Origin of the sequence: Pseudescherichia sp. (genome assembly GCF_031987975.1) — a bacterium.
Taxonomy (GTDB): Bacteria; Pseudomonadota; Gammaproteobacteria; order Enterobacterales; family Enterobacteriaceae; genus Pseudescherichia.
In genome coordinates, this window is the sequence record NZ_DALZYX010000001.1 from 353992 (window position 1) to 369236 (window position 15245).

General features: G+C 52.2%; 12 protein-coding genes. 3 read left to right on the forward strand and 9 right to left on the reverse strand.

From position 1 onward, the window contains the following. Positions 1-50: 50 nt before the first annotated feature. From oppF to RTN40_RS01770, 6 genes are all read right to left on the reverse strand, one after another. Complete coding sequence (oppF, locus tag RTN40_RS01745) at positions 51-1055, reverse strand: murein tripeptide/oligopeptide ABC transporter ATP binding protein OppF (protein WP_144814808.1); 1005 nt, start codon at positions 1053-1055, stop codon at positions 51-53. Next, a complete protein-coding gene (locus RTN40_RS01750) occupies positions 1052-2065 on the reverse strand; it encodes an ABC transporter ATP-binding protein (RefSeq protein ID WP_312226935.1) in 1014 nt (337 codons plus the stop codon). The genes oppF and RTN40_RS01750 overlap by 4 nt, the downstream gene beginning before the upstream one ends. Positions 2066-2077: 12 nt before the next feature. Further along, the gene (gene oppC, locus RTN40_RS01755) at positions 2078-2986 is read right to left on the reverse strand and encodes an oligopeptide ABC transporter permease OppC (protein ID WP_312226936.1); all 909 of its coding nucleotides are present in this window, start codon (positions 2984-2986) and stop codon (positions 2078-2080) included. 14 nt (positions 2987-3000) lie between these two features. Then, positions 3001-3921, reverse strand: coding sequence for an oligopeptide ABC transporter permease OppB (oppB, locus tag RTN40_RS01760; RefSeq protein WP_154056637.1), 921 nt, complete (start codon positions 3919-3921; stop codon positions 3001-3003). Between the two features lie 135 nt (positions 3922-4056). Next, a complete protein-coding gene (oppA, locus tag RTN40_RS01765; protein WP_312226937.1) occupies positions 4057-5691 on the reverse strand; it encodes an oligopeptide ABC transporter substrate-binding protein OppA in 1635 nt (544 codons plus the stop codon). A 751-nt stretch (positions 5692-6442) separates the two neighbouring features. Further along, positions 6443-7090: a YchE family NAAT transporter gene (locus tag RTN40_RS01770; RefSeq protein ID WP_312226938.1), complete on the reverse strand. Its 648-nt coding sequence runs from the start codon at positions 7088-7090 to the stop codon at positions 6443-6445. A 486-nt stretch (positions 7091-7576) separates the two neighbouring features. On the opposite strand from RTN40_RS01770, the gene adhE reads away from it, so the two are divergent. Beyond that, a complete protein-coding gene (gene adhE, locus RTN40_RS01775; RefSeq protein ID WP_312226939.1) occupies positions 7577-10258 on the forward strand; it encodes a bifunctional acetaldehyde-CoA/alcohol dehydrogenase in 2682 nt (893 codons plus the stop codon). Between the two features lie 87 nt (positions 10259-10345). Here adhE and tdk read toward each other — a convergent pair whose 3' ends face one another. Next, complete coding sequence (gene tdk / locus RTN40_RS01780) at positions 10346-10960, reverse strand: thymidine kinase (RefSeq protein WP_312226940.1); 615 nt, start codon at positions 10958-10960, stop codon at positions 10346-10348. Between the two features lie 581 nt (positions 10961-11541). Here tdk and hns point away from each other — a divergent pair. Beyond that, positions 11542-11955, forward strand: a complete 414-nt coding sequence (gene hns / locus RTN40_RS01785) for a histone-like nucleoid-structuring protein H-NS (RefSeq protein WP_103820001.1) — start codon at positions 11542-11544, stop codon at positions 11953-11955. Positions 11956-12129: 174 nt separating this feature from the next. Here hns and galU read toward each other — a convergent pair whose 3' ends face one another. Beyond that, positions 12130-13038: a UTP--glucose-1-phosphate uridylyltransferase GalU gene (gene galU / locus RTN40_RS01790; protein ID WP_312226941.1), complete on the reverse strand. Its 909-nt coding sequence runs from the start codon at positions 13036-13038 to the stop codon at positions 12130-12132. A gap of 200 nt (positions 13039-13238) precedes the next feature. Next, the gene (gene rssB, locus RTN40_RS01795; RefSeq protein WP_312226942.1) at positions 13239-14252 is read right to left on the reverse strand and encodes a two-component system response regulator RssB; all 1014 of its coding nucleotides are present in this window, start codon (positions 14250-14252) and stop codon (positions 13239-13241) included. Positions 14253-14751: 499 nt separating this feature from the next. Here rssB and RTN40_RS01800 point away from each other — a divergent pair, with 499 nt between their 5' ends. Then, positions 14752-15210, forward strand: a complete 459-nt coding sequence (locus tag RTN40_RS01800) for a YchJ family protein (protein ID WP_312226943.1) — start codon at positions 14752-14754, stop codon at positions 15208-15210. The last annotated feature ends 35 nt before the right edge of the window (positions 15211-15245 follow it).

The window sequence follows — 15245 nt, forward strand, 5'->3', positions numbered from 1 at the left end:
GGGCAACCCTCGCAATGAAAAAGGGCTGGCTTAGTGCCAGCCCTGCGGGATTATAGCGGGTCAACCTTAAGACAGGAAACGGCGTGGCGGAAACTGCCCTCCAGCACCGGACGCGTCTGGGCGCACTCCGGCCCGGCAATCGGGCAGCGGGTGCGGAATACGCAGCCTGACGGCGGGTTAATCGGCGACGGCAGCTCTCCCTCCAACAGCTGGATCTGTTTATTCTTCTCCAGATCGGGATCGGGAACCGGCACGGCCGACATCAATGCTTTGGTATACGGGTGCAGCGGATTGTTGTAAACCTCATCATAGGTTCCCAACTCCACCGCGTGGCCCAGATACATCACCAGCACGCGGTCAGAGATGTGCTTCACCACCGCCAGGTCATGGGCGATAAAGATCAGCGACAGGCCCATCTCTCGTTGCAGCTTCTGCAGCAGGTTAACCACCTGCGCCTGGATTGACACATCCAGCGCCGAGACCGGTTCGTCACAGATGATCAGCTTTGGCTCGAGGATCAGCGCCCGGGCAATGCCGATACGCTGGCACTGGCCGCCGGAGAACTCGTGCGGGTAGCGGTTGATCAGGTTCGGCAGCAGGCCAACCTTCATCATCATCGCCTTAACACGATCGCGCACTTCCTGGCGCGGCATGTTCGGATGGTAGGTGCGCAGCGGCTCAGCAATGATATCGCCAATATTCATTCGCGGGTTCAGCGACGCCAGCGGATCCTGGAAAATCATCTGGATATCGCTGCGCACGTCGCGCCACTCGTCGGGCTTCATTCCCAGCAGGTCCTTGCCCAGCCAGGCGACTTTACCGTCGGTGGCCTTCACCAGGCCGATAATAGCGCGGGCAAAGGTCGATTTACCGCACCCGGACTCGCCTACCACGCCGAGGGTCTCCCCTTCGTAGAGGCGCAGCGTGACACCGTCTACCGCCTTCAGAGTTTTGGCGGGCTGCCAGAACCACTGCTTGCCATCTTTGATATCGAAATGCACTTTCAGGTCGGCAATTTCGAGCAGAACTTTTCTCTCTTCGGTCTGGGTAGTCATACCAGCTCCTCCACCGGCTTAAAGCAGGCGCGCAGGCGGCCTGGGGCAAACTCCTCCAGCGGCGGCGCAGTGCTACAAATTTCCATCGCATACGGGCAGCGTGGCTGGAACGGGCAGCCTTTCGGCAAGCGCAGCAGGTTCGGCGGGTTCCCTGGGATGGTAAGCAGAGACTCCCCTTCCGCATCCAGACGCGGTACGGCATTGAGCAGGCCGATAGAGTACGGATGCGCAGGCTGGTAGAAGACGTTGCGCGCGGCACCGTACTCCATGGTGCGGCCTGCGTACATTACCAGCACCTTATCGCAGATGCCCGCTACGACGCCGAGGTCATGGGTGATCATAATGATGGCGGTATTAAACTCGCGCTTCAGCTCGTTAAGCAGGGTCATAATCTGTGCCTGCACCGTCACGTCCAGCGCCGTGGTCGGCTCATCGGCGATCAGCAGTTTCGGACGGCACAGCAGCGCCATAGCGATCATCACGCGCTGGCGCATCCCGCCGGAGAACTCGTGGGGATACATGCGCATGCGCTTACGGGCTTCCGGCATTTTTACCGCATCGAGCATTTTGACGGACTCTTCAAAGGCTTCGGCTTTGCCCATGCCTTTGTGCAGCATCAGCACTTCCATCAGCTGCTCGCCGACGCGCATGTACGGGTTGAGCGAGGTCATCGGATCCTGGAATATCATCGAGATCTGCTCGGCACGCAGCCTGTTCAGCTCGCGCTCCGGCAGATTGAGGATCTCTCTGCCGTTGAACTTTGCCGAACCGCCGATAACGCCGTTGGCGGCCAGCAGGCCCATCAGCGCGAAGGCGGTTTGCGATTTACCGGAGCCGGATTCACCGACGATGCCGAGGGTCTCCCCGGCGCTCAGGCTAAAGTTGAGGTCATTGACCGCGGTTACGTCCCCATCAGGGGTCTTAAAGGTGACCCGCAGGTCGTTGACATCCAGCAGAACGTTAGATTGCTGCTGCGTCACCGACGACGCTGAGGTTTCAATTATGCTCATTAACAGCACTCCTTAACGATCTTTCGGGTCGAGGGCATCACGCAGGCCATCGCCGATAAAGTTAAAACAGAACAGGGTAACCACTAAGAATACCGCCGGGAAGAGCAGCAGCCACGGCGATACTTCCATTGAGTTTGCGCCATCGCTGAGCAGCGCGCCCCAGCTGCTGAGCGGCTCCTGGGTACCGAGACCAAGGAAGCTCAGGAAGGATTCAAACAGGATCATGCTCGGCACCAGCAGCGAGGCATAGACCACCACCACGCCCAGCACGTTCGGCACGATGTGGCGTACCACAATGCTGGCCGTCGAAACGCCACCGACCTGCGCCGCCTCAATAAACTCTTTGCGCTTCAGGCTCAGCGTCTGGCCGCGCACAATACGCGCCATGTCGAGCCAGGAGACCATGCCGATGGCAACAAAGATCAGCAGAATGTTCTGCCCGAAGAAGGTCACCAGCAGGATCACAAAGAACATGAACGGGAAGGAGTTGAGGATCTCCAGCAGGCGCATCATCACCGAGTCGACTTTGCCGCCGAGATAGCCGGAGAGCGACCCGTAGAGCGTGCCGACAACAACCGCTACCAGCGCGGCGGCGATGCCTACCATCAGGGAGATGCGGCCACCAATCGCGACGCGCACCAGCAGGTCGCGGCCCGAGGAGTCAGTGCCGAAGTAGTGGCCAGATTCCATATCCGGTGCGTTGGACATCATGCCCCAGTCGGTATCGAAATAGGTGAACTGCGACAGCATCGGGGCAAAGGCGACGAACAGCGCAATCAGCACCAGCACCGCAAGGCTGGTTACTGCAGCACGGTTGTGCATAAAGCGACGGCGCGCGTCCTGCCACAGGCTACGTCCTTCGACTTCCAGTTTCTCACTGAAGTTTTCCAGCGCCTCGCTGTTTTTCTTACTTAACATCATGGCGTACCCCAGCGTTAGTAACGGATTTTCGGATCGATAACGGCATAGAGCACATCCACGATCGCGTTAAACAAAATTGTCAGCGTGCCGACCAGAATGGTCAGGCTCAGCACCAGGGAGTAGTCGCGGTTCAGCGCACCATTAACAAACAGCTGGCCGATACCCGGCAGACCGTAGATGGTTTCGATAACCATCGAGCCGGTGATGATGCCGACAAACGCGGGGCCCATGTAGGAGAGGACCGGCAGCAGCGCGGGCTTCAGGGCGTGACGCAGAATGATCCGGCGCAGGGGCAGCCCCTTGGCGCGGGCGGTGCGGATGAAGTTAGAGTGCAGCACCTCAATCATTGACCCACGGGTGATACGCGCAATGCTGGCGATATAGGCCAGGGAGAGCGCCACCATCGGCAGGATCATATATTTCGGCGCTCCGCCGTTCCAGCCGCCGCCCGGCAGCCACTTCAGCGTAATGGCGAAAATAAGCACCAGCAGCGGGGCAACCACGAAGCTGGGAATAACCACCCCGGTCATGGCAAAACCCATGACCGTGTAGTCCCATTTTGTATTCTGATTAAGCGCCGCAATCACGCCCGCCGCCACGCCCAGCACTACGGCAAGGAAAAAGGCGGCCGCGCCTAATTTTGCCGAGACCGGGAAGCTGGAAGCGACCAGATCGTTGACCGAATAGTCTTTGTATTTAAATGACGGCCCGAAGTCACCGTGCGCCAGCTGTTTCAAATAGCTGAAATACTGGGTCATGATCGGATCGTTTAAGTGATATTTCGCTTCGATATTCGCCATGACTTCCGGCGGCAGCGCGCGCTCGCTGGTAAACGGACTACCCGGCGCAAGACGCATCATAAAGAAGGAGATGGTAATAAGAATCAGGAGCGTCGGAATTGCTTCCAGACAGCGACGTAAAATAAATTTCAACATTGCCCGTACCTTCTGGCCTGTGCCTTATACACGTAGCGTAATAACGCTGGTGTATGCAGTGCGATAAAATAAGACACGATGGGGCAGTGCGACGCCGCGTCTTAGCACGGTTACGCCCTGCCCCACATATTGCCATTAATGTTTGATAACGTAGAGATCTTTACCGTAGACGTTATCCATTGGGTCTTTACCGGTATAGCCACCAACCCATGGTTTCACCAGACGCGCGTTTACGTAGTAGTAAACCGGCACGATCGCCGAGTCTTTGCCCAGCTGCTGTTCAGCCTGATCGTACAGCTCGCTGCGTTTTGCATCGTCGCTGGCTTTCACGGCATCGGCCATAATGCGGTCAAACGCCTCGCTCTTATAGTGCGCGGTGTTCATGGAGCTGCCGGAGAGCATAGTGTTCAGGAACGAGGTCGGCTCGTTATAGTCCGCACACCAGCCAGCACGGGCCACGTCGAAGTTACCCTGGTGACGGGTATCGAGGAAGGTTTTCCACTCCTGGTTCACCAGCTTGACGTTCACCCCGAGGTTTTTCTGCCAGATGGACGCGGCGGCAATCGCCAGCTTCTTGTGCAGATCGGAGGTGTTATATAGCAGGTTAAAGGTTAGCGGCTTGTCTTTGCTGTAGCCTGCTTCAGCCAGCAGTTTTTTCGCCTCTTCGTTGCGTTTTTCCTGCGTCCAGCCGAACCACTCCGGCTTGGTCAGCTTCGCACCGTCGGCATACGGCGGGGTGTAGCCATAGGCAGGCAGATCGCCCTGCGCCTTCACTTTGTTAGCGATAATGTCACGATCCAGACCCAGCTTCAGTGCGGTACGGATGCGAGCATCGGTAAACGGTGCTTTCTGGTTGTTAATTTCGTAGTAGTAGGTGCACAGATACGGGTCAACGTGCACCTCCTGCGGGATCTCTTTTTTCAGCTTCTGGAACAGCTCGATCGGCAGGTTGTTATAGGTCATGTCAATCTCGCCGCTGCGGTAGCGGTTCACGTCCGTCACTTCGGATGAGATTGGCAGATAGGTAATTTGATCGAGAACGGTTTTGCCGTTATCCCAGTAGTTGGTATTACGCACCATCACAATACGTTCGTTAACCACCCAGTCCTGCAGCTTAAACGCGCCGTTGGTAACGATGTTCGCTGGCTGGGTCCATTTTTCACCAAACTTTTCGATGGCGGTTTTATTTACCGGGGACATTGCCGGGTTAACCAGCAGCTTATAGAAGTAAGGAACCGGCTCGCTGAGGGTCACTTCCAGAGTATGGTCATCAATCGCCTTAACGCCCAGCTCGCTCGGCTTCATTTTGCCGTCGATAATCGCATCAACGTTAACAATATGGCCGTACTGGGGATAGCTTGCGTATGGCGAGGCGGTATTTGGATCGACCAGTCGCTGCCAGCTATAGACGAAATCCTCGGCAGTCACAGGCTCACCGTTAGACCATTTGGCATCTTTACGCAGATGGAAGGTCCAGACTTTAAAATCTTTATTATCCCAGGACTCGGCAACGCCGGGGATAGGATGACCGTCTACCGGAGAGGTAATCAGCAGGCCTTCAAAGAGATCGCGGCTGACGTTGGCTTCCGGTACCCCTTCGATCTTATTTGGGTCGAGCGACTGCGGCTCGGCACCGTTATTTCGAATCAGGGTCTGCTTCTCTGCCAGTTGAACACCTGCGGGTACATCTGCTGCCATAGCAACATTACCCGCGATTAGCGCAGTTAAAATCCCTGCCGCTACCAAGCTTTTTTTTGTGATGATGGACATTGTGTTGGTACTCCACTCATTATAATTACTGGCTTTTATGCCAGCCTGTTTCATTCCCCGCTGGGGTTCCTTTACGGTGCAGGAGCTTTTGCATCCGCAAGGTTTTACTGCTTGCTATCACCGACTTTTATTATTACTGGCTGCTCATAGCGGCAGCCTGGCGTCGATTCTTTAACGCCTCCCCTGTTTGAGGCGTCTCTTAATATCCTGACAAGATTCATTTATGAAAATGATTCTCATCTGCATTTATTCTGTCGCAAAGAGTGGGCCGGAAAGTATCAAATGCCTTTATAGACCGCCAACACAATTTGCAAATTTGTTAAGCATTTCTCTTTTATGAGGTCCTGGAGAGTCTGTGCGCGAGGTATAATGCGAGGAAAAATCAGGTTAACGCTATGATAATCAATAGCATAGTACATTTACCGTTCTTCCTCCCTTGTTTAAGTACAGGCCGACTGTTTTTTACACAAAAGCGTAACAAGCGCGCCTTTTCTAGCACATTAATCTGTGGGGACGATTAATTTACTAATATCATTTCGATAATCGGACGGCAAGCCCCAGAGTATCATGTGAGTAAAATAACAGGCAGAAAGGGGTAAATGTAAGCAAACGTGTCACAAGAGAGATTACAACCTGCTGATTAACAAAGCATTAATTTAGCTAGCGTAATTTATTATGATTGCGCCATTTTTCAACATTAGTTATATGTTTTACTAATAATGGTGAAAAAATGGCGCGGGTCTGACAACCTTTAGCCTAGCAGGCCAGGGAATATCGCTTTTATTCCGGTAACGATAAATTCAATCCCGAGCGCCATCAGCAGCAGCCCCATGATGCGGGTGATAACGTTAATTCCAGTCTGTCCTAATAAACGCACCAGCCAGGGGGCAATGCGAAATAGTCCCCAGCAGCAGAGCGCAAATAGGGCAATGGCGATTGAAAAGCAGAGTAGATGCGGCCAGCTGTGAAAACGCGTTCCCCAGACAATAGTAGAGCTAATGGCCCCCGGCCCGGCCATCAACGGCAGCGCGAGCGGCACCACGCCAATGCTTTCCCGGATCGCCGTCTCTGATTTTTCCTGTTTATTCTGCTTATCTTCCCCTAGCTTGCCGCTGATCATCGACATAGCAATAGTGACCACCAGAATGCCCCCGGCGATACGGAATGAGTCGATGGAGATGCCAAAGAGTTGCAGGATAGTACTACCCAGAAACAGCGAGGTAAGCAGAATAATGGCCACTGAGACGCTGGCGGTCATGTTGGTTTTGTTTCTTGCTGCTGCCGTCTGGTAGCTGGTCATACTGATAAAGACGGGAATAATCCCAACCGGGTTTACCAGAGCAAATAGACCAATAAAAAATTTAAGGTAGGTCGGAAAATCAAACAACGTTTGGATCACGGTAAGCTCCGCAAAGAATCAACGCCGAAGGCAAAAATTATGCCATAAAAAAACCATGCTAAATATACGCCTATCTACAGCACACTTCACCAGAAATATTCTGAAAAACATGACATAACTGGTATGTTATTTAATTGTAGAAAGTATGATGACTTATTTCTACTACACCTTTGAAATTATTAACATTTGACGGACGCGGTCAAAAAGAGCCTGCTGAAAGGTGTCAGCTTTGACTATTCTTGATCTGGATCACGTATTCGCTACTCAGAAGTGAGTAACCTTGTTTACGCCGCCAGGGAGAAGAAAAGTATCAAACGGTATGATGCTGAGGCGAGGCTCTTTTAGTAAATCATAGGTGCGGTTGTCGTTGATAAGTCTTTGTTTTTGATAGGTTAACGCAGGCTGCTATGGGTCTTACTATACTGTTCTATTGATCCGTTGAGCAACTGATTTACTAAAAGAGTTTAACATTATCAGGAGATCATTATGGCCGTTACTAATGTCGCTGAACTTAACGCACTCGTCGAACGCGTGAAAAAAGCCCAGCGTGAATATGCCAACTTTTCTCAAGAACAAGTTGATAAAATCTTCCGTGCCGCCGCTCTTGCCGCCGCCGATGCGCGAATCCCCCTCGCGAAACTGGCCGTTGCAGAATCCGGTATGGGTATTGTGGAAGATAAAGTGATCAAAAACCACTTTGCATCTGAATATATTTACAACGCATATAAAGATGAGAAGACCTGCGGTGTGCTTTCTACTGACGACACCTTTGGTACCATCACTATCGCCGAACCCATCGGTATTATCTGCGGTATCGTTCCAACCACTAACCCAACCTCTACTGCAATCTTTAAGTCACTCATTAGCCTTAAGACTCGCAACGCCATCATCTTCTCTCCGCATCCGCGTGCTAAAGACGCCACTAACAAAGCAGCTGATATCGTGCTGCAGGCCGCTATCGCTGCAGGTGCACCAAAAGATCTCATTGGCTGGATTGACCAACCCTCTGTCGAGCTTTCCAACGCGCTAATGCACCATCCAGATATTAACCTGATCCTCGCGACGGGTGGTCCGGGCATGGTAAAAGCCGCTTACAGTTCGGGTAAACCGGCTATCGGCGTTGGTGCAGGTAACACCCCGGTCGTTATCGACGAAACCGCCGATATCAAACGCGCTGTTGCTTCCGTGCTGATGTCTAAAACCTTCGATAACGGCGTGATCTGCGCCTCTGAGCAGTCGGTTGTTGTTGTTGACTCCGTCTATGACAAAGTGCGCGAACGCTTTGCCAGCCACGGTGGCTATATGCTACAGGGCCAGGAGCTGAAAGCCGTTCAGGATATCATCCTGAAAAATGGCGCGCTGAATGCGGCTATCGTAGGCCAGCCAGCGGTTAAAATTGCTGAACTGGCAGGTTTCACCGTGCCGGCCAGCACTAAGATCCTGATTGGTGAAGTAACCAACGTGGATGAGAGCGAGCCGTTTGCGCACGAAAAACTCTCCCCGACGCTGGCCATGTACCGCGCGAAAGATTTTGAAGATGCCGTTGTTAAGGCTGAGAAACTGGTTGCCATGGGCGGGATCGGCCACACCTCCTGTCTCTATACCGACCAGGACAACCAGCCGGAACGCGTTGCCTTCTTCGGCGAGAAGATGAAAACCGCCCGTATTCTGATCAACACCCCTGCTTCACAGGGTGGTATCGGCGACCTGTACAACTTCAAGCTTGCCCCGTCCCTGACCCTGGGCTGCGGCTCCTGGGGTGGTAACTCCATCTCTGAAAACGTCGGACCGAAGCACCTGATCAACAAGAAAACCGTTGCTAAGCGAGCTGAAAACATGCTGTGGCATAAACTTCCGAAATCAATCTACTTCCGCCGTGGTTCTCTGCCTATCGCGCTGGATGAAGTGATTACCGATGGTCACAAACGTGCGCTGATCGTCACCGACCGCTTCCTGTTTAACAACGGCTATGCGGACCAGATCACCTCCGTGCTGAAAGCGGCTGGCGTTGAGACGGAAGTGTTCTTTGAAGTTGAAGCGGATCCAACCCTGACCATCGTTCGTAAAGGTGCGGAGCTGGCAAACTCCTTTAAACCTGACGTAATCATCGCCCTTGGCGGCGGCTCCCCGATGGACGCGGCCAAAATCATGTGGGTTATGTACGAGCATCCGGAAACCCACTTCGAAGAGCTGGCGCTGCGCTTTATGGATATCCGTAAACGTATCTACAAGTTCCCGAAAATGGGCGTGAAAGCAAAAATGATTGCTATCACCACCACCTCCGGTACCGGTTCTGAAGTGACCCCGTTCGCTGTAGTAACCGATGATGCTACCGGCCAGAAATATCCGCTGGCGGACTACGCGCTGACCCCGGATATGGCGATTGTCGATGCTAACCTGGTAATGGATATGCCGAAATCCCTGTGCGCCTTTGGCGGCCTGGATGCGGTAACCCACGCTCTGGAAGCTTACGTATCTGTATTGGCCTCTGAATTTTCTGATGGCCAGGCTCTGCAGGCGCTTAAGCTGCTGAAAGAGTATCTGCCAGCGTCGTACCATGAAGGTTCCAAAAATCCTGTTGCCCGCGAACGCGTGCACGGTGCGGCAACCATCGCGGGTATCGCGTTTGCTAACGCCTTCCTGGGCGTGTGTCACTCCATGGCGCACAAGCTTGGCTCACAGTTCCACATTCCGCACGGCCTGGCCAACGCCCTGCTGATTGGTAACGTTATCCGCTATAACGCGAACGATAACCCCACCAAACAGACCGCTTTCAGCCAGTACGACCGTCCGCAGGCGCGCCGCCGCTACGCAGAGATCGCCGACCACCTCGGCCTGAGCGCCCCAGGCGACCGTACCGCGGCGAAGATCGAGAAGCTGCTGGCATGGCTGGATAGTCTGAAAGCCGAGCTGGGCATTCCGAAATCTATCCGTGAAGCGGGCGTACAGGAAGCTGACTTCCTGGCAAACGTGGATAAATTGTCTGAAGACGCCTTCGACGACCAGTGCACCGGCGCTAACCCGCGCTACCCGCTGATCTCCGAGCTGAAACAGATCCTGATGGATACCTACTACGGCCGTGAGTATCGTGAGGGTGACGCTGTACCTGCACAGGTTGAAGCAGCTGTACCGGTAAAAGCCGATAAAAAGGCGAAGAAAACCGCTTAACGTTTCGCACTAACAAAAACCCGCCGACTGGCGGGTTTTTTTATGTCCTCAGCAGCGCGCTGAGCCTGTTTATACCTTCAGCAGTACCTACCCACGAACACGACGCTGAATCGCCGTCAGAGAGCCTTCTGCAAGCGCCTCTTTATAGTGCTTGCGACACACCGAAACGTAACGCTCGTTCCCGCCAATCACTACCTGCTCTCCTTCGTTATAGGGGCGCCCATCCTGATCGAGACGTAATACCATGCTGGCCTTGCGGCCACAGAAACAGATGGTTTTTAACTCCACCAGCTTATCTGACCATGCCAACAAATAGAGGCTGCCGGTAAAAAGCTCGCCGCGAAAATCGGTGCGCAGCCCGTAGCACAGCACGGGAATATCGAGCTTATCAACAATCTCTGAGAGCGCGTAAACCTGCTCCTGGGTTAGAAACTGGCTCTCATCCACCAGTACGCAGTGAACAGGTTCACGGGTATGTTCATCGCGGATCTCATCATACAGCGAGGTCTGCTGGTTAAATAATTTTGCTGGCGAAGAGAGGCCAATACGGGAGCTGACTTTCCCACTACCGAAACGATTATCAATTTCGGCAGTGTAGACCAGCGAGCGCATCCCTCTTTCCTGATAATTGTAGGAAGATTGTAAAAGCGCCGTCGATTTGCCGGCGTTCATTGCCGAGTAGTAGAAATAAAGCTGTGCCATCGGTCTGAAGACCCCAATCAAAATGTAATTTTTACCGCGCGGATTGTACCATATTTTGTCCGGCTATCACCCGGACGGGCAGCCGCATGCCAGTTAATGTCGTGGCTGGCATCCTGCCATGATATTCACACTTTATAACATTTATGATTGCCGCTGCCATTGATGCTGACAAACAGGTCTCTCTTGATTTATCACTATCCCGCGCAGACAAAGCGGATTTTACCTTAGATGCTTTTAACTTAGGCTCCAGAAAATATTAGTAATTTAAGCTCAGCAGGCTTATGTCAGACTAATAGAAAAGGTTGATATTTATCCATCACCGCTATAGTAACGCCAGGATTAATCGAAAAATGTTGGGTTACATTGCTCCCTTTATCTAACCCCGAGCGGACCAGGGGTAATGCTTTGGATAAGCTTTACAGCCTCGTTCCATGCAGGAAAATTTAAGATAGCGGAATTAATAAAACGGACAAATAACGAGTAATTTTGAATTCCTTACATTGTCGGGTATTGCACAACTCAAATTATCGCTCTATTATTAGCTCAACAAACCACCCCATTATAAGTTTGAGATTACTACAATGAGCGAAGCACTTAAAATTCTGAACAACATCCGTACTCTTCGTGCACAGGCCAGAGAATGCACTCTCGAAACGCTCGAAGAAATGCTGGAAAAATTAGAAGTTGTTGTTAACGAGCGTCGTGAAGAAGATAATGCTGCAGCTGCTGAAATTGAAGAGCGTACGCGTAAACTGCAACAGTATCGCGAAATGCTGATTGCTGACGGTATTGACCCGAACGAACTGCTGAACAGCATGGCAGCCGCCAAAGTCGGTACTAAAGCCAAGCGTGCTGCACGTCCTGCTAAATATAGCTACGTTGACGAAAACGGCGAAACGAAAACCTGGACCGGCCAGGGCCGTACGCCAGCCGTAATTAAGAAAGCTATGGATGAGCAAGGCAAACAGCTGGAAGACTTCCTGATCAAGGAATAAGCCCTCTCCTGCTGCAAAAAATCCCGCTCCGGCGGGATTTTTTATTTGTGTCACCGCCCCCGCCCGCTCTGCTTTATGTTTGCATTTAGAAACAACCAGCAATAAAAAAGCCGGAGATAATCCGTGCGTAACGGTGTTATCTCCGGCCTGCTTCAAACAGCTGTTTGAAAAGCCTTACTTAGTGAGGCCCATCTCATTTTCCAGCCAGCTTTTAAATTCTTCACCCAGCGTGTTATGACGGATACCATATTCGACAAACGCCTGCATATAGCCCAGCTTATTGCCGCAATCATGGCTCTTGCCTTTCATATGATACGCTTCAACGGTCTCTTTCTCGATGAGCATATCGATACCGTCAGTCAGCTGGATCTCATCCCCTGCTCCCGGAGGCGTTTTCGCCAGCAGAGGCCAAATCTCAGCGCTGAGGACGTAACGGCCTACCACAGCAAGGTTGGAAGGTGCAACGTTGGCCTTAGGCTTTTCAACTACGCCAACCATAGGTACGCTTTCACCTGGCTTCAGCTCTGCGCCTTTGCAGTCAACAACGCCATAAGCGGTCACATCTTCAACCGGCTCTACCATAATCTGGCTGCAGCCGGTTTCGTCAAAGCGTTTAATCATTTCCGCCAGGTTATCCTGGGAGAGATCGGATTCATATTCATCAAGAATAACGTCAGGCAGAATAACGGCAACGGGTTCATCCCCTACAACCGGATGCGCGCACAGTACCGCATGGCCTAAACCTTTAGCCAGCCCCTGACGTACCTGCATAATAGTAACGTGTGGTGGGCAAATAGACTGAACTTCTTCCAGCAGCTGACGCTTAACGCGTTTTTCCAGCATGGCTTCCAGCTCAAAGCTGGTATCGAAGTGGTTTTCGATGGAGTTTTTAGATGAATGAGTAACTAAAACGATTTCCGTAATACCCGCCGCAATACATTCGTTTACTACGTATTGAATTAAGGGTTTATCAACCAGCGGCAGCATCTCTTTTGGGATAGCCTTCGTGGCGGGCAGCATCCTGGTTCCTAATCCTGCGACCGGGATAACTGCTTTTGTGACTTTTGAATTAACGGCAGCCATTTAAAATCTCCTGGACTGTTCATGCTTAGAACACGTTCGTCAATGAAATAGTGCAATCAGTATATCAGTATCAAACTGTGAGCCTGGTCTGAATCGAACACATTGACATGTAATTAAGACAATTACCTATAAGACTGCGACGATAGTAGCACCCGTCCCGTTTTTACGGTAAAGCAAAATGAACAACGCTACGCAATCGTTCATTCCGCAGACAACATTAAGCGCAGCCGGCCCCCGGTTCCCCAAACCTGACACTGCCAGGCTTCACAGCGCTGGCTTATTTGATTTAAGTAAGCATTGCCCAGCGTTCCTAACGGCACACCGCTGTTAATCTGAACCTGTTGCTCATCGGTATTCAGCGTTGCGTTAAGTCCTGCTGAGACTAATATCAAATTTTTTTGTTCGCTGTGGTAATAACCCACCAGCAGAGGGAACTGTCCGGGTAAATTTGCCTGGCGCAGTAATTGATTAACCTGTTTTAACAGCGCACCCAGCTCAGGTAAGCGCTGGCGCTGCTGCGAGAGCTGCTCCTGAAGCAGACCATTAAAGAGCGCACGTAATAGCAACGCGGCTAATACGCCGTTATCGCCAGCGCGTGTCACATCCAGACAATAGAATGCCAGGTCGTGATCGGAGAGGGGGGCAATATCTAAAACCAGGCCGGGCTGATTGGCAGCAATCAGCTGGCGATAATTAACGCGGCACTGAGACATGACCTGCTGAACGGGAGGTTGTAATTCCTGTAACAGTTTTGCCGCTGCATGTGGGTCGCTTACTAGCGCATCCCAGTCCTGGAAAAGGCGCTCCTCCTCCTCCACCCGCGAGTTGAACATATTGGGATAGAGGCAGGCCAGCACGGTCTCCCGCAGACGGCTGAAATCTTTTACTGGCTTAAGTAAAACATCCTGCACGCCGAGACGAAGCGCCCTGGCGATGTCAGCCATATTCTCCGTTGCCGAAATCACCAGGATCGGCGTCTGGTCGCCCTCGTTACGCAGGTGTTCAACCAGCTTGAGGCCGTTCATTCGTGGCATTGCGATATCACAGATCATCAGATCTGGTCTGACTCTGGCCATTACCTCAAGCGCTTCCACACCATCACCCGCTAAGGTGGTCGTGGCGCCCAGAGACAAAAGCCAGGAGTCCAGCAGTGAGCGGAAAACGGGTTCGTCTTCAACGATTAACATATGTTTTCCGGCCAATGGCTGCGTCATGTTCTCTCCCCTGCCTTACGATAGTTCAATAGTGGCACGCTATTGCGACTACCGCCTGTCAGATTTTGCTTAAGAAAGCGAAAAACTACGTGCTCAAACATTTAATGTGCACTGAGTGGTTACAATTCGCCCAATGTCATTCCCGAATCGCTACAAATGCGCAATACGCGCTGCCGCACACCAGGCCGGCAGAAAAGACAGGACAAATAGATTTTGCCAGGATCACAGGCCCATCTTGCGCATACGGCAGTGATACGCCATGCGTAAGTGCCTGAACCAGAAACGTCTTGATAGTAAAACATCGCGGCGGCAAAAACGTCTTTTTTTAACGTTGCTCGCCCGTCGTCCATGCCGAAACGTACTAAATTTTTGGCCTTATGACCAGTCCTGGGGATTATCTCTTCTCTCGAACCCGCCTGGCATAGCGTCTTCGTCATCGCTCAGTTAACATAGTGCTGCAAAGGCGCATCTGCGCTCTCATTTATTCAGGAAACCTATTTTGTCGAACCGTTGTCCCTGCGGTAGCGCACTGGAGTATAGCGTATGTTGCCAGCCTTATCTGTCAGGCGTTGAAATTGCGCCCGATCCTGGCCATCTTATGCGTTCACGCTACACGGCTTTTGTTGAAAAGCGCGCCGACTACCTGATTCAGACCTGGCACCCTTCTTGTTATGCAGCGGATTTCCATCAGGAGATCGAGGCCGGTTTCGCCGGGACCGAGTGGTTGGGCCTGACCGTTTTTGAGCAGGCCGATGGCAGCCACAGCGGCGAAGGATTCGTCAGTTTTGTGGCACGCTTTAGCGAGAAAGGCAAAACGGGTGCCATTATCGAGCGCTCAAGGTTCTTAAAAGAAAACGGCCGGTGGTATTATATTGATGGCACGCGCCCCCAGTTCGGCCGTAACGATCCCTGCCCCTGTGGTTCGGGTAAAAAATTTAAAAAGTGCTGCGGGCAATAAACCCAGCGGTACCTCATAGCAAACACGTCAAGGAT